Annotated in this window: 27 protein-coding genes; all 27 read left to right on the top strand. The window is 59.2% G+C overall.

Features of this window, described 5'->3' with window-relative positions; all coding sequences use genetic code 11:
* The first annotated feature begins 166 nt into the window (after positions 1–166).
* The 27 genes from HMPREF1249_RS06650 (at position 167) to HMPREF1249_RS06790 (ending at position 25309) form a co-directional block, all read left to right on the top strand.
* Entirely contained in the window at positions 167–1129 is a 963-nt protein-coding gene (locus HMPREF1249_RS06650; RefSeq protein ID WP_021776023.1) for a secretion protein HlyD, read from the top strand.
* Complete coding sequence (locus HMPREF1249_RS06655; protein WP_008521321.1) at positions 1123–1815, top strand: YggS family pyridoxal phosphate-dependent enzyme; 693 nt, start codon at positions 1123–1125, stop codon at positions 1813–1815. The genes HMPREF1249_RS06650 and HMPREF1249_RS06655 overlap by 7 nt, the downstream gene beginning before the upstream one ends.
* A gap of 34 nt (positions 1816–1849) precedes the next feature.
* Positions 1850–2320, top strand: coding sequence for a hypothetical protein (locus tag HMPREF1249_RS06660; protein ID WP_008521320.1), 471 nt, complete (start codon positions 1850–1852; stop codon positions 2318–2320).
* On the top strand, positions 2307–2774 hold the full coding sequence (locus HMPREF1249_RS06665; RefSeq protein WP_008521319.1) for a DivIVA domain-containing protein: 468 nt from the start codon (positions 2307–2309) through the stop codon (positions 2772–2774). Before HMPREF1249_RS06660 ends, HMPREF1249_RS06665 begins: the two co-directional genes overlap by 14 nt.
* Complete coding sequence (gene recG / locus HMPREF1249_RS06670; protein ID WP_021776051.1) at positions 2771–4846, top strand: ATP-dependent DNA helicase RecG; 2076 nt, start codon at positions 2771–2773, stop codon at positions 4844–4846. The genes HMPREF1249_RS06665 and recG overlap by 4 nt, the downstream gene beginning before the upstream one ends.
* 1 nt (position 4847) lies before the next feature.
* On the top strand, positions 4848–5327 hold the full coding sequence (locus HMPREF1249_RS06675; protein WP_008521317.1) for a regulatory protein RecX: 480 nt from the start codon (positions 4848–4850) through the stop codon (positions 5325–5327).
* Between the two features lie 213 nt (positions 5328–5540).
* Positions 5541–7097, top strand: a complete 1557-nt coding sequence (gene rny / locus HMPREF1249_RS06680) for a ribonuclease Y (protein ID WP_008521316.1) — start codon at positions 5541–5543, stop codon at positions 7095–7097.
* Positions 7098–7106: 9 nt separating this feature from the next.
* Entirely contained in the window at positions 7107–7904 is a 798-nt protein-coding gene (locus tag HMPREF1249_RS06685; protein WP_008521315.1) for a TIGR00282 family metallophosphoesterase, read from the top strand.
* A gap of 764 nt (positions 7905–8668) precedes the next feature.
* Entirely contained in the window at positions 8669–10009 is a 1341-nt protein-coding gene (locus tag HMPREF1249_RS06690) for a sodium-dependent transporter (protein WP_008522947.1), read from the top strand.
* Positions 10010–10115: 106 nt separating this feature from the next.
* Positions 10116–10445: a thioredoxin family protein gene (locus tag HMPREF1249_RS06695; protein ID WP_008521310.1), complete on the top strand. Its 330-nt coding sequence runs from the start codon at positions 10116–10118 to the stop codon at positions 10443–10445.
* Positions 10446–10713: 268 nt separating this feature from the next.
* Positions 10714–11115: a GrdX family protein gene (locus tag HMPREF1249_RS06700; RefSeq protein ID WP_008521306.1), complete on the top strand. Its 402-nt coding sequence runs from the start codon at positions 10714–10716 to the stop codon at positions 11113–11115.
* Between the two features lie 144 nt (positions 11116–11259).
* Positions 11260–12552, top strand: a complete 1293-nt coding sequence (locus HMPREF1249_RS06705) for a glycine/sarcosine/betaine reductase component B subunit (RefSeq protein WP_008522946.1) — start codon at positions 11260–11262, stop codon at positions 12550–12552.
* Between the two features lie 19 nt (positions 12553–12571).
* Positions 12572–13048, top strand: coding sequence for a glycine/sarcosine/betaine reductase complex selenoprotein A (grdA, locus tag HMPREF1249_RS06715; protein ID WP_008522944.1), 477 nt, complete (start codon positions 12572–12574; stop codon positions 13046–13048).
* Positions 13049–13075: 27 nt separating this feature from the next.
* Positions 13076–14380, top strand: a complete 1305-nt coding sequence (gene grdB, locus HMPREF1249_RS06720; RefSeq protein ID WP_021776026.1) for a glycine reductase complex selenoprotein B — start codon at positions 13076–13078, stop codon at positions 14378–14380.
* Positions 14381–14744: 364 nt separating this feature from the next.
* Entirely contained in the window at positions 14745–16130 is a 1386-nt protein-coding gene (locus HMPREF1249_RS06730; RefSeq protein ID WP_008521295.1) for an alanine/glycine:cation symporter family protein, read from the top strand.
* 165 nt (positions 16131–16295) lie between these two features.
* A complete protein-coding gene (locus HMPREF1249_RS06735; RefSeq protein WP_021776039.1) occupies positions 16296–16715 on the top strand; it encodes a nuclear transport factor 2 family protein in 420 nt (139 codons plus the stop codon).
* 373 nt (positions 16716–17088) lie between these two features.
* Positions 17089–18645: an ABC transporter substrate-binding protein gene (locus tag HMPREF1249_RS06740; RefSeq protein ID WP_008522939.1), complete on the top strand. Its 1557-nt coding sequence runs from the start codon at positions 17089–17091 to the stop codon at positions 18643–18645.
* Between the two features lie 84 nt (positions 18646–18729).
* Positions 18730–19575: an ABC transporter ATP-binding protein gene (locus tag HMPREF1249_RS06745; RefSeq protein WP_008522938.1), complete on the top strand. Its 846-nt coding sequence runs from the start codon at positions 18730–18732 to the stop codon at positions 19573–19575.
* Positions 19575–20333, top strand: coding sequence for an ABC transporter ATP-binding protein (locus HMPREF1249_RS06750; protein WP_008521289.1), 759 nt, complete (start codon positions 19575–19577; stop codon positions 20331–20333). The genes HMPREF1249_RS06745 and HMPREF1249_RS06750 overlap by 1 nt, the downstream gene beginning before the upstream one ends.
* Complete coding sequence (locus HMPREF1249_RS06755; RefSeq protein WP_008521288.1) at positions 20330–21289, top strand: ABC transporter permease; 960 nt, start codon at positions 20330–20332, stop codon at positions 21287–21289. Before HMPREF1249_RS06750 ends, HMPREF1249_RS06755 begins: the two co-directional genes overlap by 4 nt.
* Positions 21286–22077, top strand: a complete 792-nt coding sequence (locus tag HMPREF1249_RS06760) for an ABC transporter permease (RefSeq protein ID WP_021776038.1) — start codon at positions 21286–21288, stop codon at positions 22075–22077. The genes HMPREF1249_RS06755 and HMPREF1249_RS06760 overlap by 4 nt, the downstream gene beginning before the upstream one ends.
* Positions 22078–22133: 56 nt before the next feature.
* Positions 22134–23024 carry a LysR family transcriptional regulator gene (locus HMPREF1249_RS06765; RefSeq protein ID WP_008521286.1) on the top strand — a complete coding sequence of 297 codons (891 nt, stop codon included), beginning with the start codon at positions 22134–22136 and terminating at the stop codon, positions 23022–23024.
* An 83-nt stretch (positions 23025–23107) separates the two neighbouring features.
* A complete protein-coding gene (locus tag HMPREF1249_RS06770; RefSeq protein ID WP_231286740.1) occupies positions 23108–23395 on the top strand; it encodes a cyclic nucleotide-binding protein in 288 nt (95 codons plus the stop codon).
* Between the two features lie 106 nt (positions 23396–23501).
* Positions 23502–23999, top strand: coding sequence for a flavodoxin (locus HMPREF1249_RS06775; protein ID WP_021776027.1), 498 nt, complete (start codon positions 23502–23504; stop codon positions 23997–23999).
* Entirely contained in the window at positions 23996–24544 is a 549-nt protein-coding gene (locus HMPREF1249_RS06780; protein WP_008522937.1) for a flavodoxin, read from the top strand. Before HMPREF1249_RS06775 ends, HMPREF1249_RS06780 begins: the two co-directional genes overlap by 4 nt.
* A gap of 16 nt (positions 24545–24560) precedes the next feature.
* Entirely contained in the window at positions 24561–24917 is a 357-nt protein-coding gene (locus tag HMPREF1249_RS06785) for a carboxymuconolactone decarboxylase family protein (protein ID WP_008521278.1), read from the top strand.
* Entirely contained in the window at positions 24914–25309 is a 396-nt protein-coding gene (locus HMPREF1249_RS06790) for a cupin domain-containing protein (RefSeq protein WP_021776044.1), read from the top strand. Before HMPREF1249_RS06785 ends, HMPREF1249_RS06790 begins: the two co-directional genes overlap by 4 nt.
* The last annotated feature ends 188 nt before the right edge of the window (positions 25310–25497 follow it).

Below are 25497 nucleotides of genomic sequence, written 5' to 3' on the forward strand. Positions count from 1 at the left end.
TAAAAATCACTCGCTAAAAATTAGTTTTGAGTAGTTTTTTGTGTGTCCTCTGTCGGCCAAAAGCGAAGCAGAAATCGACGAAAAAACGTCAGAACGAAGGAATGACCGACAAAAAGACGAATAGGAAGAAAGAATGATAAAATAGCACGAGTAAGGGGGAGTGCCAGTGGAGCGGCGAACCGAAACGCATGAAGAGGAAGGCCGTCCCGGCAGGCTGAGAAAAGTATGCCGTCTTGTCGCTGTCAGCTTCGTTTTTGGCTGCGCCGCGTGGGCGTACTGGGGTTGGCTTCGGGCGACGCAGGACGTTCAGCTGCCGCCGGTGACCTTTCCTCAGCCGTGGGTGTACGAACAGCAGCAGTCGGTTGACGCGCTGCTTTTGTGGCAGGAGCAGCTTCTGAAGTCACCCCGCGACGGGGCTGTTCAGTTGACCAGCGGGGGAGCCGGCGCGGCAGTCGTCGCTGGAGAAGTCGTAGCGACCCTGCTGTCCGGAGGCCAAACGTTTAACCTTAAATCCCCCGGCAGAGGGTTCTTTCTCCCGTGGACTGACGGCATGGAAGGGAACTGGAGCTACCAGAACCTGTGGCCGGGCACCGCGGCGTTTCCCGAAGTGCCTGAGCCTAAGCAGGTTGAAAATTTCAGCGAGGTCGCCGCGGGAAGCATCGTCGGAAAACTGCTCCCGCTGCCTCAACGGCTTCGGGCGCTTTTTTACGTCCAGACGACCGACTTCATGAGCGCCGCGCTGAAAAAATCAAAGGTAACGATACGTTTTGAGCCGAACGGATCCCGTTGGCAGGCAGACGTTCGGGTCGTCCTGCCGGTGAGCGACCTGATGGCTAAAGTGGCGGTGGAGCTGCCAATGTTTCCGCTGTGGATGACTCGGAGCCGGCGGCTTCGTCTGCTCATATGCGCCGGCGAGACCTCTGGATATCTCGTCCCCGAATCGTCCGTCGTCATGCGCCAAGGGCATTGGGGCGTTTACGAGGTGAACGGGAACAGAATTGTCTTCATCCAAGTGACCGGCTGGCCCTTGGGCGACGGGCGCTTTTTCATCTCCGGCGGCCTTCAGCTGGGGAACCCGCTGGTCTTGGACGGCGCGTCAGCGGAGGAGAGGAGAGTCGAAGTATGGTGACGTTTGAGGAACGAATCGGCGAAGTGCTCGATAGGATTTCTCAGGCAGCGGCCCGCAGCGGCAGGAAGCGGGGCGACGTCACGCTGGTTGCCGTGTCAAAGACGAAGCCTCTTGATATGATCATTCGAGCTGTTCAGACTGGGTTGATCACCGACTTGGGCGAGAACAGGGTTCAGGAGGGAATGGAAAAGATCCCCGCGTGGCCTGCCGGCCTGCCGCCGGTCAAGTGGCACCTGATAGGCCAGCTCCAGCGGAATAAGGCGCGCAAGGCGCTGGAGCTGTTCCACTCTATCCAAAGCGTCGACAGCGTCAAGCTGGCCCAACGGCTGCAGGATATCGCGGCCGAATTGGGCGTCAGGCGTCCGGTTCTCCTTGAGGTGAACACGTCGCTTGAGGAGTCAAAAAGCGGCTGCGCGCTCGCCGACGCGCCGATCATCGCTGACGCGCTGGTTCAGTGCGGCCGGCTCGACTGGCAGGGACTGATGACCGTCGGCCCTCTGACCGACGACAAAGACCAGATTCGGCGGTCATTTGCCGCTCTTCGAGACTGCGCGGAGGGCCTTCGGAAACGTACCGGGCTTTCGCTTCCCGTGCTGTCCATGGGAATGTCGGGAGATTACGAGCTTGCTATAGAAGAAGGCAGTACCATGGTTCGCGTCGGGACGGCAATTTTCGGAGCCCGCTGACCGGCGGGAGCGAAGGTATTGAGGAGGAAAAACGATGCTGGAGAAGATTAAAGAGCTTTTCGGAATGAACGGTGAGAACGCCGGGTCCCAGTCGTACCGGGCACAGAAGCGCCGGCAATGGCAGCAGCAGGAGGAAGGAGCTGCCGGGCAGGAACGCCGGCGGCTGACGAAAGACCTTCCGCCCTACGAAGGCGAAAACAAAGCGCCGCAGAACAAAGTGGAGAGCGAAAGCGTCCCGGTTATTTTGGTGCGGGGTGACAACGTGGCGGCGATGGCCGACAACCTGCTGGAAGCGATTCGCTCCGGCCAGATTGTGCTGGTTGACTTCCACGGCGCCGAGCCGATTGCCGCGCAGGGTGTCCTTGACGAGCTGGTAGATCAGGCCCGCAAATGGCAGTACGGCGTGTTCCGGATCAGCTCGGCTACGTTCCTCTTCTGTTCTGCTCAGGGCGTCGTAGAAGAGTGGGTGCCTGACATCGACGGAGCCGTCTATGCAGCCCGTTGAGCTGATGAAGGCTAATGAGGCGGCCAGCGTCGTCTTTGGCCGTTCCATCAGCGGATACAACCGAGACCAAGTGGACGATTTTCTCGACCGTGTCGCCGACTCGCTTCAGGCGTACGCCGAGCTTCTCGCCGAAGCCCAGCGGCGCAACGCCGAGCTGGAAGACCAGCTGTCCGGCAGCAGCGCAGCCGCTGAACTGGAAGACCTGAAGCGGTCGCTGAAGGAAGCCCTGTCGGCCCCTCGGCCGGTCAGCTCGCCAGCCCCCCAGTCCGAGCAAATCGTCGCCGACGCCAGAGCCAAGGCGCAGCAGATCATCGGCCAGTCTCAGGAGCAGGCCGCAAGGCTCGCCGAGCAGGTTCGCGTGCTGACCAACCGGCGTGACGAGCTGCTTTCGGACTGTCGGGCGCTCGTTGAGAGCTTCTCCCGTCTGCTCTCCGAGCAGAGTGTCTCTTTGTGAAATCCAAGCTGCAAGAACTGAGCTTACGAAGTCCCCTGACGGATTTAAAGGGCGTCGGTTCCGCTCGAGCGGACGCCCTTGGCCGTCTGGGGCTTTTTTCGATCGAAGACCTGCTTTATTTTTTCCCGCGGCGGTACGAGGACCGGCGCACTCTCGTCCCCTTAGCGTCAGCAGTTCACGACGCGCAGGGGGCTTTCCGGGCCGTCGTCCTGTCCTGGTCACGGCTTCGCTCGCCCAAAAAGGGCGTGTCAATGCTTCGGGCCAGCCTGAGCGACGGCCAATCGGTCGCCGGCGCGCTCTGGTTCGGCCGTCCGGGGCTTGAGCGGGCGCTTCAAGCCGGGACCGAACTCGCCCTGTGGGGGAAGGTCAATCGGCGCGGAAACCGGGTGGAGCTGATTAACCCGGAGCTTGAAGTTCTCCGCGGAGGGCAGGAGCCGACGATCATCGGGACCATTCTGCCGATTTACCCCGGAACGGCTCAGCTCCCCGACTGGTGGCTTCGCGAACTGGTGTCACGAGCCGTCGATTTTGGCGTCTCCCAGCTGACCGAAACCCTGCCGGAAAGCTTGATCAGCGAGCGCGGCTGGCCGGACGCCAAGACCGCCGTGCTCCAAATGCACCGGCCGACGTCCCGCTCCGGGTGGCTGGCCGCCCGAACGAGGCTGGCGTTTGAGGAGTTCTTGTGGCTTCAGATCGGCTTGGCGCTCCGCCGGGCCGGAAGCGACAAAGAAGCAAGAGCCCCTCGGCTGGACGGGCTGGCTCGTCCGCTCCGTCAGGCGTTTCTCGACCGCCTCGGCTTCAGCCTGACCGATGACCAGCGCCGGGCGACCGCAGAAATTGACGAGGACCTGATGAACCCGGCGGGGATGAACAGGCTCCTTCAAGGCGACGTCGGTTCGGGCAAAACCGCCGTGGCACTTCTTGCCATGCTTCGGGCCGTCGAGTCTGGGAAACAGGCCGTCCTCATGGCGCCGACGCAGGTTCTGGCCTTCCAGCACTGGATGACCGTGCGCCGCTGGCTTGATCCCCTCGGGGTCAAAACTGCCCTGCTGGCCGGCGGGCTCAAACAGTCCGAAAAAGAAGAGATCCTGACCGGACTGGCCGATGGGACGATCGACTTGGCGATCGGCACTCACGCGCTCGTTCAGGAAGGCGTCGACTTCGCCGACTTGGGCGTGGTCGTCATCGACGAACAGCATCGGTTCGGTGTGTTGCAGCGGCGCACCCTGTCGGCCCGGTCGGGCGGTCAGCCGCACCGGCTTGTCATGACAGCCACGCCGATTCCCCGAACGCTGGCGCTTTCGATCTACGGCGATCTGTCCCTGTCGACGCTTCGCCACAAACCGGCCGGACGCCTTCCCATTCGGACCAGCTGGGTGAGCGAGAGCAAGAGGCCCGACCTGCTGAACTGGCTCGAAGAGCAGATGGACGGCGGCCGGCAGGTTTACTGGATCTGTCCGATCATCGAGGAGAGCGAAGAGCTGCCGGTCGCGGCTCTTGAGGCCCGATTCGCCGAGCTGAAAGCGCGATTTGGCGCCGAACGTACCGGCATGCTCCACGGCCGCATGACCTCGGACGAAAAAACGGCCGTCATGGAAGACTTTTCCGCCGGCCGGCTGACGCTTTTGGCCGCCACGACGGTCATCGAAGTGGGGGTCGACGTGCCGAATGCCACAGTGATGGTCATCGAGGACGCCGAACGGTTTGGTCTGTCCCAGCTTCATCAGCTTCGCGGCCGCGTCGGCCGGGGCGACCGTCAGAGCTGGTGCTTCCTGCTGTCTCACGCCGGTGGCCCGTCGGCCGAACGGCTTCGGGCGTTCTGCCGGACCGACGATGGGTTCACCATCGCCGACTTGGACATGTCGCTGCGCGGCCCCGGCGAGTTTTGCGGCGTCCGCCAGCACGGGATCACCGACTTTCGGGTGGCCGACCTCGTGAGGGACGTTCAGCTCATGGAAGACGCGCAAAAGACAGCCAGAAAAATGGTCCAAGCCGGAACCGTCCCGGACGGCCTGATGGAGCAGGTGCGCCGTCGGTATGGAACGCTGCTTGAGCTCGCCGAGACTGCGTAACATGAGAACGACGAGCAGACCGAAGGAAAGCGGGAAAAAAGCGGACGAAACGAACTGGACGGCGGTCTTCTTTCGCCTGACCTCCGTCCCTCGCACGGAAAAGGAAATTCGCCGGCGGATTGCCGAGCGGGGCTGTCCTCCCCAAACGTCCGAACAGCTCATCGCGCAAGGCCAAGCCTGCGGGCTAATCGACGACGACTTTTACGCTCGGGCGTTCGTTCAGGCCAAGCAGGACTGGGGACGGCGCCGCCTTTTTGACGAACTGGCCTCTCGGGGCGTCCGCCGGGAAACCGTTGCCAACGCCATGGAACAAGAGGGCGTCGACGACCGGGCGCGGGCGTGCGCCCTGGCCGTTAATTGGCTGGGGAGAAATCTGTCGCCGGAAAAAGTTTTCGGTCGGCTGATTCGCCGCGGGTTCAGCGGAACTGACGCCAAAGGCGCGATTTGCGCGGCTTTGCGGGAGAAAAACGAAGAGGAATAAAAAGGCCGCCGGATGGGGACGCGAGAAAACGCTCCCATCCCGCGGTCTTTTCTGTTGTCGATTGGTGCAAAAAAGGCTAAAATACACCAGATCTGTTAAGATAATTCCCGAGCCTGCGCCTTGCTTGCCCGGCGCAGGCTTACTTCTCTTCTTCTGATAAATAAACTAAACAGAAGAGACGAACAACTTAATTTATGGAAAAGAGGTATTTTAATGAGTTCAGCAGTTTCAGTAATCCTTTTTGCCGTCGTCGGCCTGATTGCAGGCGGGGCCGTCGGCTACTTTGCGTCGAAGACTGCGGTCAAGGTCGCCGGTAAAGCTCAAATGGAAGAGGCCAAGGCCCAGTCGGAAAAGATCGTCAAAGACGCTCGGCTCGATGCGGATAGGGAAAGACAGTCTGTGCTGACCCGCGCCCGGGACGAGGCGTACTCGCTTCGCCAAGCGGCGGAGAAAGAGGCGAAAGAGCGGCGTCTTGAAGTTGACCGGACGGAGCGTCGTCTGGAACAGAAGGAAGAGAACCTGGACAAGAAACTGGACAAAATCACCCGAAGGGAAGAAGAAGTAAAAAATCGGCTGGACAACTTGGACAAGAAACTCGCCGAAGCCGAAGAGCTCAAGCAGCAGCAGAGCGCCAAACTCGAGGAAGTCGCCGCCCTCAGCCAGGACGCCGCGCGGGAAATCCTGCTCCGTCAAGTGGAAGAGTCGGCCCAGCGGGACATCGGTCTCAAGCTGAAGGAACTGGAAGAGCAGTACCAGAGAGAAGCGGCACGCCGCGCCAGAGAAATCGTCGTCAGTGCCGTTCAGCGCTGCGCCGTCGAGCAGTCGTCCGATGTGGCCGTCAGCGTGGTTCCTCTGCCGTCCGACGAGATGAAAGGCCGTATTATCGGCCGGGAAGGCCGCAACATTCGGGCTTTCGAGACCGTCACAGGCGTAGATCTGATCGTTGATGACACCCCTGAAGCCGTCACCCTCAGCTGTTTTGACCCAATCCGGCGTGAAATTGCCCGCCGAGCCTTGGAGCGCCTTGTGGTTGACGGGAGAATCCACCCGGCCCGGATCGAAGAGCTGGTCGCCAAGGCCGAACAGGACGTCGAAGAATCGGTCGTCGAAGCGGGAGAGCAGGCCGTGCTCGACCTTGGAATCAAGCAGATGCACAGCGAACTCGTCCATTTAGTCGGTCAGCTGCGCTATCGGTTCAGTTACGGGCAGAACGCCCTGCAGCACAGCTTGGAAGTGGCCTACCTGTCCGGCATGATCGCCAACGAGCTGGAGCTCGACGAGGAAATGGCGCGCCGAGCCGGCCTGCTGCACGACATCGGCAAGGCGGTGGACCACAAGATCGAAGGCCCTCACGCCCTGATCGGTGCCGACTTGGCCAAACGGTATGGCGAGTGTCCGGAAGTTATCAACGCCATCGGCGCGCACCACGAGGACATGGAAGTCAAGTCGATTTACGACGTCATTGTCGCCACGGCGGACGCGATCAGCGCGGCTCGGCCGGGCGCCCGGCGCGAGAGCTTGGACGCCTACGTCAAACGGCTTGAAAAACTGGAGACGCTGGCAAAATCATTCAAGGGCGTCCAGAAGGCCTACGCCATTCAGGCTGGGCGCGAGGTCCGAATCATGGTGGCCCCGCAGGTGCTCGACGAGGCGTCGGTCGCCAAGCTGGCCTACGACATCGCCCGGAAGATCGAAGACGAGCTCAAGTATCCCGGACAGATCAAGGTGACCGTCATCAAGGAAATCCGCGCGTCCGACCTAGCAAAATAGGCGGCGGCCGTGAAAGTCATCTTCATCGGCGACGTCGTCGGCTCGCCGGGGCGGCGCCTGCTGGCTGACGCCCTGCCGGCCCTGCGCCGCGCCCACGGCGCCGACTTCACCATCGTCAACGGCGAAAACGCCGCCGGCGGTCACGGGCTGACCGCTAAAATCGCCGCGGAGTTTTTCAGCTTGGGCGTGGACGTCATCACGTCGGGCAATCATATTTGGGATCAGAAGGAAATATATGCGTTCTTAGATGAAGAGCCGCGAGTCCTTCGGCCGCACAACTACCCGCCGACGGTTCCCGGAACGGGAATCGCCCGGATTGACAAGGGAGACGGCCGAAAACTGGCGGTGCTCAACCTGCAGGGGCGCGTCTTCATGCCCCCGACGGACTGCCCGTTCCGTATAGCCGATCAGGCCCTTGATTCGTTGGCCGGCTGGCCGGTCTTCGTCGATTTTCACGCCGAGGCCACGTCCGAAAAGAAGGCCATGGGCCACTACTTGGACGGCCGCGCCATCGCCTGCGTGGGAACTCACACCCACGTTCCAACTGCTGACGAGACAGTTCTGCCAGGCGGGACCGCGTATCAGACCGACGCCGGCATGACCGGCTCGTTCGACAGCTCGCTGGGCTGTACTTGGGACTCGGTCCTGCCCAAATTTCTCACCGGGCTGCCGAGCCGCTTTCAGGTCGCCGAGGACGACCTTCGCCTCTGCGGTCTCGTCGTGACGTACGACTCTCAAATGCTCGTCGCCACCGACGTCCTTCGCCTGATGGTTAAAGACGGCGACGTCTCAAGCCTAGAGGGTTAAATAATTTTCAATTAAAAGGCCGGCAGGAGAAATCCTGCCGGCCTTCGCGTTAACCTTCGTGTGGCTTGCCGCTCAATTATGTTGCGGGACGGCTTCCGACTTCTCGGCCTCGTCGTGACGTACAGGCCTCAAATATTCGTCGCGGTCGACGTTCATTGTCTGACCGTTAAAGAGCTGTGCCGTCTAAAGCGTGAAGTGTTTGATAGCCTTCGCACAATACTGATGGCTTTTGCATTATGCTTCTTCCGTTATGTTGCCGCCTGATTGGGGCCGCAAAGAGGATCTTCGTCTCCTCGGCCTCGTCGCGACGCACAGACCTCAAATATTCGTCGAGACCGACGTTCTTTATCTGATACTTAAAGACGATGACGCTTCCAACATGGAATGTTCAATAGCCTTCAATCAAAAGGCCGGCAGGGGAAACCTGCCGGCTTTGCGTTAAAAATTTCTCGATGCTTCTTGCGCGGGGCTGGGTACTGAAAGCGGCATTCACCTTGCGGTTCTGTTGCGGCTTATTCCATCAAACCTTTGCAGGCCTCGGCGTCGAGGCTGAGGCTGCGGAAAGATTGGCCCAGCGCGAGAAGCTAATCGCGTTTGCAGATGAAGACAACAGGCGAAATACTGCTAACCTTTGCAGTAAAAAAGTGTTGCAGAGAAAAAACTCCACTGGTATAATATCTGTATCTTGGATATATTCAGAAAATTTAAACTCGCTGAATTGCTCAAGGGGAAACAGAGGAACTTCGTCAGAAGGGGAGGATATTATGTCTCAACACTCAGGAACACGCGAACAATGGGGAAGCAAGATAGGTTTTATTCTGGCGGCCGGTGGTTCAGCTGTTGGTCTCGGAAACATTTGGAGATTTCCATACGTAGCTGGTAAGTACGGCGGTGCCTCGTTCATCCTGTTCTATCTTTTCGTGGTGTGCGTCATCGGCTTTACCGTCATGCTGACCGAGATGGCGTTTGGAAAGCACTATCAGCTCAGCTGTGTTTCTGCATTCCGGCAGTACAAGGGCGGCAAGTTCACCTTCATGGGCGTCATCGTCACCCTGATCGGGACGTTTATCCTTTCGTACTACATGGTGATCGGCGGCTGGACGATTAAGTACATCGTCTCATCCCTCTCCGGGCTCATGGGAGAAGCGGCGGCCGGCCATTCAGGAGATTTGTTCGGCGCGTTTATCTCTTCTCCGAACCAAGTTCTGCTGTACCACGTGATCTTCGTGTTGCTCACATCGCTCATCGTCTTCGGCGGCATCAAGGGCGGCATCGAGCGGGTCTGCAAGGTCATGATGCCCGCGTTGTTCGTCATCCTTCTCGTGATGATCGTTCGCTCTCTCACCCTGCCGGGAGCGAGCAAGGGGCTTGAGTTCTACATGCTGCCCGACTTCTCCAAACTGACCCTTGAGGGTTGTTTGGCAGCCATCGGGCAGGCGTTCTTCTCCCTGTCGCTCGGTATGGGAATCATGATCACCTACGGCAGCTACGTTAAAAAGGACGAGTACCTGCCGTCGGCGGTCGCGCAAGTCTGCGTGATTGACACGCTGGTGGCCGTCCTCGCCGGATTCGTTATTTTCCCCGCGGCGTTTGCGTTCTCCATTGAGGTCAACTCGGGGCCCGGCCTGACGTTCATCACCCTGCCGTCTATCTTCGCCAAGATGCCCGGCGGCGCGATCTGGAGCACCCTGTTCTTCGTCCTGTTCTTCTTTGCGGCCATCACCTCGTCAATTTCCCTTCTTGAGGTGCCGGTGGCCTGCTTGATCGACACCATGAAGATGTCTCGCAAAAAGGCGACGGTCGTCGCGACGATTCTCGTGTTCGTCCTCGGCGTGCCGTCTGCTCTCGGCCTTGGAAGCCACGCTTTCGATATCGCCGGCAAGGGATTCCTCGACTTTATTGACTTCATCACCAACAACATCGGTATGCCTGTCATGGCCGCTCTGACGTCGCTGTTCGTCGGCTGGCTGATCCCGAAAGATATCCTACCGGAGCTTGATAGTACGACGCGGGTTTTCACCCACAAAAACCTGTGGCTGTTCTGCGTCCGCTTCGTCGCGCCTGCGGTCATTCTCGTCATCTTCGTTACTGGCCTTAAATGGTAAGTTTTTTCTCCGATTGACGAAAAATTGTTCTATGGCTTAGAATAACCAAAGTTGACGGGAAGTTCCTTTTCTGTCGGCGACCATTTTTTAGAGGAGATGGTACACGATGGCCGTTGAACTGACCAAAGATACGTTTGAAGAAGCGATCGCGAACAGCGCCAAGAAGCCCATGTTCATGGATTTCTGGGGCCCCAAGTGCACGCACTGCCTTGCCCTGATGCCCAGCGTCGAGAAGCTGGCCGAGAAAGTGGCCGACAAGGTTGACCTGTGCAAGGTCAACATTTCCGGCAACCGCCGGGTCGCCATGGCCCTCAAGGTGATGAGCCTTCCTTCGTTCCTGTTCTTCAAGGACGGCAAAGAGGTTGAAGACCTTCGCCTGACCGGCGACACGGTAACCATCGAGCAGATCGAGGCGAACGTCAACAAGATCATGTAATTGTAGCTGCCGGGGCGATTGCCCCGGCTTTTTTTATGTCTTGACGCCAACCTTCTTTAGGCAAAAAGATGAAAAAAGATAGCAAAAAATAAGGCGGTTTGCTGTTTTCCCCTATGGTCATTTTGGGCCGATAGGGTATAATGACAATATAAATTCATGAAACAGTTCTAATTCCTTTCCGTTTTGTTTTACTCAGGGTCGAAGAGACGCTGAATTGTAAAGGCGAGGCTTGAACTGGCCTGGAAAGCGGAAGTTCCATGGAGGCAAGATGGCAATCCAGTACGTTTTGGTGACCAACAACCCAAAAATTGAGTGCCCTGCAGGCGACAACGTGCGGCTTCAATTTGTGAACGATTGCTCAAACAAGGTGCTGATCGCTGGCCGCGATCTGCTCCACAAGGGGTGGCACCTGATGAACCACCCGCTGTACGGCAACTTTCGTCCGTATCAGCAGCCGTTCCGCACCCTGCTTCTCCGGGAGGGGCGGTCGGGAGAGGCGTTTGACGAGTACGGGCTGAATCTGTTGGAAAACGCCTTGGACGTGTACGCTAACTGCGGCCGGCCTCACGTGACGCCGCAGAACTGCTTCCCCCGGTTCTTGGACGACTACCAGACCATCGATCGGGAGCTGATGCAGGAAACCTTTATTAAATGCGGTTTTCACCGATAAGCGAGGTTGTTCGCCGCCTTCCGGTCTGAGACGGGAGGCTCGACAATAAAAGCCAGCGCTTTTTTGGTTGGGAAGCGTCGGCGGCCGAGGAGATCTTCGGCAGGCTTTCCGTAGGAGAGCCAATCCCAGAAGGGGGGAGTTACATTGAAACTTGAACTCCACAAGGTAAGAATCAACAAAGTAGTGTTCGGAGATGCCTTCTCTGTGAAGAACGGCACTCTGACCATCTGCAAGCAGGCCCTGATCGACAACATTAAGGACGACGAGCGGCTTGCCTCTGTGGATGTGGAACTGGCCCATCCGGGCGAGAGCATCCGTATCGCTCCTGTCAAGGACGCGATTGAGCCTCGCTGCAAGATCGAGGGAACCAACGAAGTGTTCCCCGGCTGGATCGGCGACGTGGACACCGTCGGCGAGGGCAAGACCCTCGTTCTTGAGGGCGCAGCGGTTCTGACGACCGGCCGGCTGATCGCTCCTCAGGAAGGCATCGTCGACATGACTGGCCCTGGAGCTCCTTACACTCCGTTCTCCCAGACCTGCAACATCGTCATGGTCCTTAACCCGGTTGAGAACTTGGAGCTGCACAGCCGCGAGGAATCCTGCCGCCTTGCCGGGCTGAAGACTGCTACCTTCATCGCTCAGAAGATCAAGGAAGCCGGATTCGCCGCCGACAAAGTGGAGACCTACGAGTCCAAGCCGTACCGCGAGGCGCTGGCTGAGTACCCGAACCTTCCCAAAGTGGCGTACATCTACATGCTCCAGACTCAGGGCCTGCTACACGACACGTACGTCTACGGCGTGGACGTGAAGAAGGTCATCCCGACGATGATCAACGCCACCGAAGTCATGGACGGCGCCATCTGCTCGGGCAACTGCGTGTCCGCCTGCGACAAGAACAGCACCTATGTCCACCTGAACAACCCGATCATCAAGAGCCTGTACGAGCATCACGGCAAAGACCTGAACTTCATCGGCGTGGTCATCACCAACGAGAACGTCACGCTGGCCGACAAGAAGCGCAGCTCCAGCTACGCGGTCAAACTGGCCAAGACGCTCGGCGCCGACGCGGTGGTCATCTCCGAAGAAGGCTTCGGCAACCCGGACGCCGACTTGGTTCTGAACTGCTGGAAGTCCGAAAAGGCCGGCATGAAGACCGTCCTCGTCACCGACGAGTACGCGGCCCGCGACGGCGGATCCCAGTCTCTGGCTGACACGACGCCTTACGGCAATGCCTGCGTCACCGCCGGCAACGCCAACGAGCCGATCGTCCTGCCCAAGCTGGATCACGTCATCGGCGACATCAGTACCGTGGCCAACCAGGCCGGCGGCTTCGTCGACACGGTTCGTCCGGACGGTTCGCTGTTCTGCGAGCTTCAGATTATCACCGGCGCCACCTGCGAGCTGGGCTTCACCAAGAACGGCGCGGAGACGCTCTAGTTAGCAAGGAGGGTTAAACATGGGAAAGCTGGCTGGAAAGAAGCTGGTCTTCCTCGGCGAGCGGGACGGCGTCCCGGCTCCGGCGATGGAAGCCTGCTTCAAAAACAGCGGAGCCGAAGTGGTATTTGAAGCCACCGAGTGCTTTGTCTGAACGGCAGCTGGAGCCATGGACCTGCAGAATCAGCAGCGCGTTAAAGACGTTGCTGAGAAGTACGGTGCGGAAAACGTCGTCGTGATTTTCGGTTCTTCCGACGCAGAAGGCGCGGAGATTTACGCCGAGACCGTGACGAACGGGGATCCCACCTATGCAGGACCGTTGGCCGGCGTCCCGTTGGGACTTGCCGTTTACGATATTTTTGAAGAGGAAATTCGGGCCGAAGCCGACCCCGCAGCTTGGGAAGAGAACATTTCCATGATGGAGATGGTTCTTGATCCTGAGGCGCTTGCAGCGGCCGTCAAAGGCATTCGCGAACAGTACTCACAATACACTCTGTAGCACCTTTGACGTGAAGGAGGACTATGAATGACTTACAAAGTAGTTCACTACATCAACCAGTTCTTCGCTGGCATCGGCGGAGAGGAAAAAGCTGACATCGCTCCGGAAGTTCGTGACGGTCTTGTCGGCCCTGGTGCCGCTCTGAATGCCGCCTTTAAGGGCGAGGCTAACATCGTTGCCACCATCATCTGCGGCGACAGCCATTTCGCCGAGAACATGGCCGCCGACACCAAATTTGTCCTTGACACCGTGAAAAAGCTCGGCGCCGACGCCTTCGTGGCCGGTCCGGCCTTCAACGCCGGCCGGTACGGCACCGCCTGCGGCGCCGTCTGCGATGCCGTTTCCAAGGAGCTGGGCATCCCCGTCGTGAGCGCCATGTACGAGGAAAACCCGGGCGTCGACCTGTACAAGAAGAGCATTTACATCGTCAAGGCCGCCGACAGCGCCCGCGGCATGGGCAAGGCTGTTCCTCCGATGGCTGCGATTCTGCTCAAGCAGCTGAAGGGCGAAAAGCTTGGTTCGCCGGCAGCTGAGGGCTACATCGAGCGCGGTATCCGCAAGAACAAGTTCTACGAGGAAGTCGGTGCCGAGCGCGCCGTTCGGATGCTCGTCAAGAAGCTGAAGGGCGAGGAGTTCGAGACCGAGTACAAGATGCCCGTGTTCGACCGGGTGACGCCTCGTCCGGCTGTTAAGGACATGGCTCACGCCACTATCGCTCTGGTCACCTCCGGCGGCATCGTGCCGAACGGGAACCCGGATCACATCGCTTCGTCCAGCGCCCAGAACTACGGCGAGTACGACATCGACGGCGTCATGACGCTGAAGGGCGCCTACGAAAGCGCTCACGGCGGCTATGACCGGACCTACGCCAACGAGGACGCCAACCGCGTCCTTCCTGTCGACGTGCTCCGCGATCTGGAAAAAGAAGGCAAGATCGGCAAGCTGTACCGTTACTACTATGCGACGGTCGGCAACGGCACCGGCGTGGCCAACGCCAAGCGCTTCGGCACGGAAATCGGCCAGAAGCTGCACGGCAAAGTTGACGCCGTTATCCTCACTTCCACCTGAGGCACCTGCACTCGTTGCGGTGCAACGATGGTCAAAGCTATTGAGGAAAACGCCGATGTTCCTGTCGCCCACATGCTGACGATCGTCCCGATCTCCCTCAGCGTTGGCGCTAACCGTCTGATCCCCACCGTGGCAATCCCTCACCCCCTGGGAGACCCAACCAAGAGCCCGGAAGAGGAAAAGAAGCTTCGTCGTCATTTGGTCGACAAGGCCATCAAGGCCCTGGAAACCGAAGTGACCGAGCAGACGGTGTTCAACGACTAGTATTTTGCAGTGTTTTAAAGCCCGTTGCGCTCAGACCGCAGCGGGCTTTTTTTGCAGAACACCCTCGGGCCAAACGGCGGAGGGCAGAGCTAGTAGCGTCCCGGCAGACTAGTTTTTCCGGGCACGCCGGTCTTTGAGTGACGCAAACCGAATGCTTCAATCTGCTGAATTTGTCGCCGCGGAGAGCCGTTTTATTTTGCTTTTCGAATTTATTAGACAAAAAGCATAAAAGGCGTGGACATTTTTCATATTTTTTGCTAGATTATATGAGAAGAGTTTCACACCTTGTGCGAAAGGAGCAAAGAGAAGCTCGGCAAGCGTTGAAAGTGCTGCAAAAATCTTTCAAACACTGGAGTGATAGTTTATGGAGAGGTTAACGGCAATCGTCACAAACATTAACAGCTACGTCTGGGGACTGTACTGCCTGATTCCGCTTCTTTGCGGCACTGGACTGTACTTCACCCTGCGGCTGAAGTTCGTCCAGATTCGTCGGTTCAACATTGCGTGGAAGAACACGTTCGGCGGCCTGAACCTGTTCGGCGAGCGGGCCGGCAAGGACGGCATGAGCTCATTCCAGGCTTTGGCGACAGCCATCGCCGCGCAGGTCGGCACCGGCAACTTGGCAGGCGCCGCGACGGCTATCGCTTCCGGCGGTCCGGGAGCTATCTTCTGGATGTGGATCGCCGCGTTCTTTGGCATGAGCACGATTTTCGCCGAGGCCGTCCTCGCTCAGACGTTCAAGGGCAAGGACGCTTCCGGTCAGGTGGTCGGCGGTCCGGCGTACTACATCAGCCAAGGTCTCCACAGCAAGTTCTTGGCCGGGTTCTTCGCCATTGCCATCATCATCGCTCTGGGATGCGTCGGCAACATGGTGCAGTCCAACTCGATCGCCGACGCGATTCACAACGCGTTCCCGTCGATCAGTCGGCTTCACATTGGTATCGTCGTGGCTATCCTTGCCGGGTTCATTTTCTTCGGCGGGCTTGGCCGCATCGCCTCTGTGACTGAGAAGGTCGTCCCGATCATGGCCGGTCTGTTCCTGCTCGGTGGCCTTTACATCATCGTGACCCATCTGAGTCAGATCGGTCCGATGTTCAAGATGATCTTTGAAGGCGCGTTCAACCCGGCGGCTGCGACCGGCGGTCTGATCGGCGCCACTGTGAAGGAGTCCATCCGCTACGGCGTCGCCCGCGGTTTGTTCTCCAACGAAGCCGGTATGGGGTCCACGCCTCACGCTCACGCTGTGGCGAACGTGAAGCACCCGGCCGACCAAGGCTTTGTGGCGATCATGGGCGTGTTCGTCGATACGTTCCTCGTCCTGAACATGACCGCGTTCGTCATTTTCGTGACCGGCGCCCTTCCGATCGGCGCGGCTGGCAACAACGGCGTGGTGCTCAAGGGTATTGCGCTGACTCAGAAGGCGTTCGAACTTGGTCTTGGCAGCTGGGGCCTGCCGTTCATCGCCGTGTGCATGTTCTTCTTCGCGTTTTCTACCATCGTCGGGTGGTATTTCTTCGCCGAGCAGAACATTCGTTACCTTTTTGGGCCCAAGGGGCTTCTCCCGTTCCGCGTTCTGGTCATGATTTTCATCGTCTACGGCTCTGTCATGACGTTGGATCTGGTCTGGGAGCTGACCGACTTCTTCAACGGCTTGATGGTGTTCCCCAACCTGATCGCCTTGATCGGTCTGTCCAAGTTGGTCTCCAAGAGCCTGAACGAGTACGACGAGCAGAACCGTCTGAAGGCTTAAGACAGTTTGAAATCAATTTGCTCACTGAGCGCCGGCGGTTTCGCCGGCGCTTTTTCCTTCCCGTCCTCTCTGCGTCGGCGAACCGTCATTTGGCGTTCCTGCAGCCAAAATAAGAGGCCTAGAAAAGCGGGGTAGGAAACTTTTTCCCTTGAGGTGAGGCGCGAGATGAACGAAAGAGAAAAAATAATTCAATTATGGTTTGATATGTGGCTTAAAGGGCAGGATTTAGGAATAGACGTTATTTTTAGTGAAGACGTCCTCTATACAGAAAGTTGGGGCCCGAAATACGAAAGTCGAGCAGCGGTGAAGGGGTGGTTTGAAGAATGGAATAGGCGAGGCAAGGTCATCTGTTGGAAAATTATTCAATTTTTTCACCAAGGAGACCAGATGGTCGTAGAGTGGTACTTTAAAAACGAGATGTGTAATGGAAAAGTTGAGGAGTTTGACGGCATGTCTTTGGTCACTTGGACCGAAGATAATAAAATAAAGGCAGTAAAAGAATTTGGCTGTAACCTGAATAATTACGATCCGTATCAAAAGGGCCCAAGGCCAGTGTTTAGAGGCGAAAAAATAAAATGGTTTTGAGATAGATCTTTTTCAAGCGGCCCCTTCCTACAATGAAATAAAAGCCCTAACAGGGTCCTTGAACGAACGGTAAATCAAAAAAGATTTACTGTTTTTTTATTGCTTAAGCGGAGGAAGGTCGAACAAAAAAAATATCCTGCCGACAAAAATAAAAATGTCCGCGGCCTTGAGGTATTTTCTTAAGTAGCTCAACGAGCCAGCTGCGGAATTCCCCTGAGAGGTCACTGCGGTTTCATTCAAAACGCCTGCAGAGGAGCAGAATACTGAACTCTTTTGCTCTGATCTGCGCCTTGACGGCGGAAAAACGGCAGATAAAATGAATAAAGTTCATGTGTTTAATTTATCTAATAGGCAGGGGAAAGGAGACTGTTTCATGACACTGAAGAAACTGCTTTGCTCAACCTTTGCAGCGGCAACTCTGGCCACGGCGGCTATGGCTGCGACGGTAAACGTCGGCGTCACGAACTCGCCGAGCGATCTGAACCCGATCGACCCGGGCGACTCGATGGCGACGGTGTGCGCCGAGCTGCTGTACTCGCCGCTTGTCACTCTGACCGATAAGCTGACCTATCAGCCGATGCTGGCCGAGAAGGTCCAAGAGATTGACAGCAAGCACTTCCGCGTGACCCTTCGGGACGCCAAGTGGACCGACGGCCAACCGATTACGGCCGACGATGTGCTGTTCACGGTTCGCTTTCTGACCGACCCGAAGGTCAATTCGATGGTGACCCAGTATTACAGCGTGCTGGAAGGGTTTGACGAGCACGGCGTGCTGCCGAAGGGCGCCGAAATGACCGGCGTGAAGAAGATTGACGGCCGCACGGTCGAGTTCATCTGCAAGCAGGGTATGTCGTTCAACATGTTCAACGACAATATCCTGCGCGCCCTGTTGCCGGTTCCTGCCCACCTGTGGAAGAATTTCAGCCCGGCGACTTACAAGCAAGAAGCCGAGCTGGCTCACCCGACAGTGACCAGCGGCCCGATGACGTTCGTCCAGTTCGACAAGGATCATTTCCTCAAGCTTAAGTCCAACAAGGGGTATTTCCTCGGCGCTCCGAAGGTTGACGGCGTGACCTTCAAGGTCATGTCGGGCCCCGAACTGACAGTGGCGTTTGCCGCCGGCGATATCGACATGAACGTCCCGATGAACGGGATGATTCCCAGCACCGACTACGAAAAGGTGAAGTCGCTCAAGAACGTCCGCACGATCAGCGGCGGCCCCGGGACGGTGCAACTCCTTTTCCTGAACAACGACCGGCTGTCGAGCCCCCAGATCCGTCAGGCCATCTCCCTCGCGATCGACCGGGAGACGATCGTGAAGCAGGTTCTTCTCGGACAGGGCGAGCCCACGGCCAGCTTCTTCACCAGCGCCTCTCCGTACCGGGACGCCAAATTGGCGCCGGCCTACGATCCTCAGAAGGCAAAGAAAATGCTTCAGGACGCCGGATTTGACTTCAACAAGTCGCTGGAGTTCACCGTGCCGACCGGCAACACGACTCGCGAGCAGGTCGCTCAGGTCATTCAGGCCAACCTCGCGGCGATCGGCGTCAAGGTCGATATGCTCAAGTTCGACTTCCCGACGGTGATGAGCCGCGCCAAGGAAGGCGCGTTCGACATGATCATCATGGCCGACACGCTGGTGCCGCTGAACCCAACATACGACCTGCAGTTCTTCATCACCAAGGGGAACTACAACCGGTACTTTACCCAGAAGATGGACGATCTGGTCGCCAAGATGATGACCGAGACGGACGACGCGGCCTTGAAAACCGAGGCGGCGGACCTGCAGAAACTGCTGTGGGACGATATGCCCATGATGTCCCTGTACGCCGCCAAGGACCTGTACGCGGTGAGCAACAAGATGAAGGTCGGCCAGCCGCACGACTACGGCATGTTCGCCGATCTGTACCAGTGGGAGAAAGAGGACTAATTAACCCGTTGGGTCGAAGGGCCGCCTGCCGGCGGCCCTTTCTCCGTTTCAGCGGCTGAAAGCGAGTCGAAAGGAGGCGGCATGATGGAAGAGGTGCTCGTTCTTCGGGATTTGACAGTCAAGGACGTGGCTGGCCGCGCGCTGGTCGGCGGCGTCAGCCTGACGCTGCGGCGGGGCAGGATTACCGCTCTGGTCGGCGAGTCGGGGTGCGGGAAGTCCATGACGGCCGCCGCCTTGATGGGGCTGATCGACCCGCCGCTTTCGGCGTCCTGCGCATCGCTGCGCGTCCAGGGCCGCGAGATGCGCGGCGCGTCAGAGGAAGAGTGGCGGGCCGTTCGGGGCCGGACCGTCGCGCTGATCCCTCAGGATCCTCGGTCGGCGTTAAACCCGCGTATGGACGTAGGCGACCAGCTGATCGAGCCTTCGGTCGTCTTGGACGGGGAAAAGACGGCGGACGCTTGGACGGGGGCTGAAAAGCTGCTCGGCGGGCTGGGGCTGAGCGACCCGTCTGGCGTCATGCGCGGCCGGCCGGGTCGGCTTTCCGGCGGCATGGCTCAGCGGGTCATGATCGCCATGGCCCTGATGAGACGGCCGAGCGTCCTGCTGTGTGACGAGCCGACGACGGCCCTCGACGTGGTGGTGGCCTGTCAGATTCTGGATATTCTGCGCCGGGTTCGCGACGATCTGGGGACAGCCTGCCTGTTCATTACCCACCAGCTGGCGCTGTGCCGTAAGTTTGCCGACGACGTGTCGGTGATGAGGGGCGGAAAAATACTTGAGAGCGGCTCGGCGAGCCGCGTCTTTAGGAGCCCGTCCCATCCCTACACGGCGGCGCTGTTGGCCGCCGCGCCGAAAGTCGGCCAGTACCGGGACGGTCTGCTGCCGGTTGACGCGTGGGCGCGGCTGTCCCAAGAGACGGAGGCGAACTGATGACCGCTTTAGTGAGCGCCCGAGGCGTCGGGAAGCTGTACCGGCGGGGAAGCGGGAACTTTTGGGCCTTGCGGAACGTGAACTTGACGCTGGAAGAGGGCCGGGTTACCGGCCTCGTCGGCCAGTCGGGCTGCGGCAAGTCCACCTTCTGCCGGTTGGCGACGGGCGCTGAGAGGCCCGACGAGGGAGCTCTGACGCTGAACTTCGACCGGGGGGAGCCGTGGGCGGTGCAGTGCGTTTTTCAGAACCCGCACCGGTCGCTCACGCCCACGATGACGGTTCTTGACGCGGTGACCGAGCCGCTGACGCTTTTTTCAAAACTGCCGAGCCGTCGGCGCCGCGATCGGGCGGCCGAGAGCCTGACCGAACTGGGACTTGGAGAAGAGCTGTGGAACCGAAAGCCGCGCCAGCTTTCCGGCGGTCAGGCCCAACGGGTGGCTCTGGCCCGGTCGCTTGTGATGACGCCTCGACTGCTCGTGCTGGACGAGCCGATCAGCTCGCTTGATGCGCCGGCTCAGGCCCAGACGCTGAACTGCATTAAAAAGCTGTGGCAGCGCCACGGGCTGACCTGCCTGTTCGTGGCCCACGATCTGGCGGCGGTCGACTTTTTGTGCGGCCGGATCGCGGTCATGTACGGCGGAACCGTCATTGAGGAAGGGGAGCGCGAACAGGTGGTCGATCATCCGGCCCACTCGTACACGAAACTGTTGCTGGAAAGCGCCTTGGGCATCTCAGGCGGCGCGGAGACTCGGCGATGAATAAATGGTTTTGGCGGCGGCTGCGGACGTCGGTATTGCTGCTTCTCGGCGTGACGGTCCTCAACTTCTCGATCGTGGCTCTGGCTCCTGGCAGCCCGATCGACTACCTGACCGGCCCGAGGGCGACGCAGGAGTTTCTCGAAGGACGCCGGCAGGCGCTGGGGCTTGATAAGCCCGTGGCAGAGCGCTACGTCGTCTGGGTTGGCCGGCTGCTGCGCGGCGATATGGGCCGCAGCTTTCAGGGCGGTGCGCCGGTGTCGGGCTTGATCGGCCGGGCCATGAAGGCGTCTCTCTTGCTCATGGGCGTTGGGCTGGCCGTCGGGGCCGCTCTCGCCCTGCCCTTGGGGATTTGGTCGGCCCGCCGGCCCGGCGGGGCCGTCGATCGCGTCACCAACTGGCTCGTCATGGTGGGGCTCGGGTGGCCTAACTTTCTGTTGGCGCTGATCCTGCTGTGGGCGTTTACCCTCAAGCTGGGGTGGCTTCCCAGCGGCGGCACCCACGACCTGTCCGGGGCCGGCGGTCTGGCCGACCGGCTGCGGCACTTGGCCCTTCCTGCGACGGTGATCGCGTTCGGCGTCTTGGCTCGGTTGCTGCGGTACGTCCGCTCGCTGACCGCTCAGGCGATAGGGTCGCCCTACATGGCTTCGGCGAGGGCCAGAGGGCTGTCCGAGCGGCGACGACTGTGGCGTCACTGTCTTCCCAACGTGACAGTTCCGCTGCTGACCCTGCTGGGCCTTGAGATCCCGTCGCTGGTCGGCGGCGCGGCGATTACCGAAAAAATATTCCAGTGGCCCGGCATGGGAACGCTTTTGATGAACGCCATCGGCCGTCGTGATTATCCGGTTATTCTGGGCGTCAACTTGGTCGTGGCTTGCTGCGTGGTGCTCACCAACTGGGCTGTGGACGTCCTGACTCACTGGGTCGATCGGGATGGCTCGGAGGAGGAACCGCGATGAGACGTAAAAAAATATGGCTCAGCGCCCTCTTTCTCGGGCTTTTATCGCTGGCCGCACTGGCCGCGCCCCTGTTGGCCCCGTACGACCCCAATCTTTTGGTCGGGCCGTTCCGAGCGGCCCCGACGGCTCAGTTTTTGCTCGGAACAGACCTGATCGGCCGCGACGTGCTGAGCCGGCTCATCTACGCCGCCCGAGTGAGCTGCGGCGTTGCGCTCGGCGCAGTGACGGTCAGTTCGCTCGTCGGCGTTTCAATCGGCCTGCTGTCCGGCTGGCTCGGCGGGTTCGTCGACTCGTTTCTCATGCGCGTTACCGACGTGTTCATGTCGTTCCCCGACGTGATGCTGCTGCTGGTGTTCTTGGCCGTTTTCGGTAGCGGCGCGGGGAAAATGGTCCTGCTTTTAGGGCTGATCTCGTGGCCTGCGACCGCCCGGGTCATGCGCGCCGCCACGATCAACATTCGGCACGAGCCGTACCTCGTCTACGCGTCCGTCAGCGGGTACCCGTCCTGGCGAATCGCGGCGTTCCATATCCTGCCCAACGTGGCGGCCCCTCTGGCGGTCAACATCACCAACGCCGTCGCGTCGGCTGTTTTGGCCGAGTCGTCGCTGAGCTTTTTAGGGCTTGGAATCATGCCGCCTACCGCCAGCTGGGGGACGATGCTCAGCGACGGCCAGTCCCTTTCGGTGTTGCTCGACTCGCCGTGGATTTGGCTGCCGCCCGGGCTGATGATCCTTTTCACCCTGCTGGCGCTTCGCTCACTCAGCGACGGGATCGCCGAAAGCCTTTAGCTCCGAGTTTTCCGGCGTCCCAATCGGTGTTAGTATTCAGCTGAGGAGGGAAAAAGATGGAACTGCGAACGCTGAAATACTTTCTCGCCGTGGCGAAAGAGGAAAATATCACCCACGCCGCCGACCTGCTCCACGTGACTCAGCCGACGCTTTCCCGTCAGATGGCCGCGCTGGAAGAGGAACTGGGCGCCAAGTTGTTCATCCGAACCAGTCACCGCATCGTCCTGACCGACGATGGCTTGCTGCTGAAGAGCCGGGCTCAGGAGATGATTGACCTAGCGGAGCGGACGAAACGGGACTTTCTTCTCGACCGGCGGACGATTGCCGGAGAAGTCGCTTTCGGCTGCGGCGAGCTACTGAGCATGTCGTGCCTGTCGGTGCTGATGGCCAAATTCAGGCGGCAGAACCCACAGGTTCGTTACTCGCTGTTCAGCGGCAACGCCGATGACATTAAAGACCGGCTCGAAAAAGGGCTTCTTGACATCGGCCTGCTGCTTGAGCCGGTAGACGTCGCCCGGTACGAGTTCATCCGGCTACCCTGTCAGGAAGAATGGGGCGTCTTGGCCCGCGACGACTCGCCGTTGGCCGCTCAGGAGGCCGTTTCTCCCGACGACTTGGCGTCGGTTCCGCTGCTAGTGACGTCCCGGACGGCTGTACAGAACGAGCTGCGGGCGTGGTTCGGAAGCCGGTACAGTCGGTTGGAAACCGTGACGACCTTCAACCTGCTCTACAACGCCGCCGTGATGGTGCGCAGCGGCCTCGGCGCGGCGATTGCCGTTCGGTTGGCCGCCCAGTACGAGGGCCTTCGTTTTGTCCCGCTCTCGCCCCGGCTGACTGCCCAGTCAGTTTTGGCGTGGAAGAACGACCGGCAGTTCTCCCCTGCTGTGCGGGCGTTCATCGACTTCACCGACCAATGCATTAAAAGCATATCTTGTGATAAAAACTAAGCATTTAGCATATCTTAGCCCGGACCATAGAATGAAGGCGCTCCGAAAGGGGCGTCTTCATTTTTTTCGAAGGGGGCGGGCTGATGGAGCCTTCCGACGCGCTGAAGCGGTACGGCATTCCAGCAGAGCTCGTCAAGGACTTCCAAAGCTGGCATATCAAACCGGAGGGGCTTGACGAACCAGACTCAGAAGGGGACGGCGTTCAGGCTCTTCTCCTGCAGGCCGGGTTCAGCCGGGGCGAAGCTAAGTTGTACGCTCGGAGTCTCCGTGAAGGGGGGCTGGCCGCTCGCTTTGTCTCGCCATGCTGGAGAGCCGGCGGGAAGAAACGCTTCGGGCAGTTCGCGAGGAGGAAAGACAGCTTGCCTTTTTAGACCGGCTCAGGGGCGGGCTGGGGGATCAGGAAAACGCCTTTTAGTATTGGGGCAAGTGACAGTCGGCTTTTTCGTGAGAAATCGCCGGAGAGAAGGAGGAAGGATCATGAAGAAAAGCCTCATCGTTTATTTTTCTCAGTCGTCAAACACCCGTCGGGTCGCGCAGATTCTTCAGAAGCTGACCGGCGCCGATTTGGAAGAAATCCGGCCGGTCTCGCCGTACACCGAGCCATACGAAGCGTTGACGAGGGTCGTCAAAGACGAGCTTCAGCGCGGCTTTCTGAGGCCGATTGAGGCGCTGGACCGCGACCTGAGCCAGTACGACACGATTTTCTTGGGCTCGCCGAACTGGTGGAGCACCGTCGCGACGCCAGTTAGGACGTTTTTGAACCGCTACAGTCTGGAAGGGAAGACCGTCGCCCCGTTCCTCACCCATGGCGGCGGGGGCAAAGGCAACGCCGATCGGGACGTGAAAAAGCTCTGCACCGGGCAGATCCTCGAAATGCTGGCGCTGTACGAGGACGGCGGCTCCCGAGCCGAAGGCGAACTGAGCGCGTGGCTTCAAAAAATAGGATTTGCCGCTGAAGGAGGCGCAAAGGAATGAAAAAAGTTCTCTTAACGTTGGCTCTTTTGGCTCTGGTTTCTGTGAGCCTTGGCCGCGCGGCCGGCGCCGCCGAGGGGAAAAAGGGGCTGGTGGTCTACTTCTCCCGGTCGGGGAACACCCAGACTGTCGCTCAGGAAATTCAAAAGCAAACCGGGGCTGATATCTTTCGAATTGAGCCGGTTCAGCCGTACCCGAACGAATACGGCGCTGCCACGGAGTTGGCGAAAAAAGAGAAGAACGCCGCCGCCCGTCCGGCGATCGCCAACGAGATCAAGAACTTGGGCGAGTACGACGTGATTTACTTGGGCTATCCTATCTGGTGGGGTGACATGCCGATGATCGTTTACAGCTTCTTAGATCAGTACGACCTGTCGGGCAAGGTCATCGCCCCGTTCTGCACCCACAGTGGATCGGGGATTTGTGACACGGTCGGAAAGATCAGGGCGCTGGAGCCAAACGCGCAGGTGCTTGACGGCCTTGAAATCTACGGGAGTCAGGCGCAGGAAGCTGCAGCAAAAGTGGCCGACTGGCTGAATAAGAAATAAAAGCGGAGGAATAAAGATGACGCGTTCGGAAAAAGTGACCGCCGGACGGGACGGGCTAGGCGAATTTGCTCCGCAGTTTGCCGCGCTGAACGACGATGTTCTGTTCGGACAGGTGTGGGCGAACGAGGCCGACCTTTCGGCGCGGGACCGCAGCCTCGTGACAGTCACGGCGCTGGTATCGGGCGGGATCAGCGACTCGTCGCTCCAGTATCACCTGCAAAGAGCCCGCGACAACGGGGTAAGCCGGCGCGAGATCGCCGCCGCTCTGACCCATATGGCCTTTTATTGCGGCTGGCCTCGGGCGTGGGCCGCGTTTCGGCTGGCTAAGGATATTTGGCGTCCCGGCGAAGATGAAGGGACTGCGAAGGCATGAGAGTCTTCCCGTTGGGCGAAGTCAACCCGTTCGGCGGGTTTTTCATCGGCAAGTCGTACCTGAATATGCTGACGCGCTCGGAACCGGTCATCGCCCAAGTCACGTTCGAGCCGGGCTGTCGGAACAACTGGCACGTTCACCGCTCGTCTTCAGGCGGCGGTCAGGTTCTTCTGTGCTTGAGCGGGAAAGGCTGGTACCAAGAGTGGGAAAAACCGGCTCGGCCGCTTGCCCCCGGCGACGTGGTCGTTATCCCGGCTGGCGTCAAACACTGGCACGGCGCGGCTCGGACGAGTTGGTTCTGCCACTTGGCCATCGAAGTTCCCGGAACAGAAACGTCCACCCAGTGGCTTGAACCTGTGGACGAAAAGCAGTATAGTAACGTAAAGGGATAAAAGGCATGAGCGCGGAGCAGGGCGTTTTGCGCTAGGATGCGTCGCTTCTCGGGTTTGCCGGGGTGCGGCGATTTGAAAAGCCGCCGTTCTTTCCTCTCGCCTCAGCGCTGCACCGGACGTCAGCCCGGCGCAGCGCGTTTTATACGCTTGAGTTGATGGTGTGGGTGTTGGCTGCCTCAACTTATAAA

Origin of the sequence: Jonquetella sp. BV3C21 (assembly GCF_000468895.1) — a bacterium.
GTDB lineage: Bacteria > Synergistota > Synergistia > Synergistales > Dethiosulfovibrionaceae > Jonquetella > Jonquetella anthropi.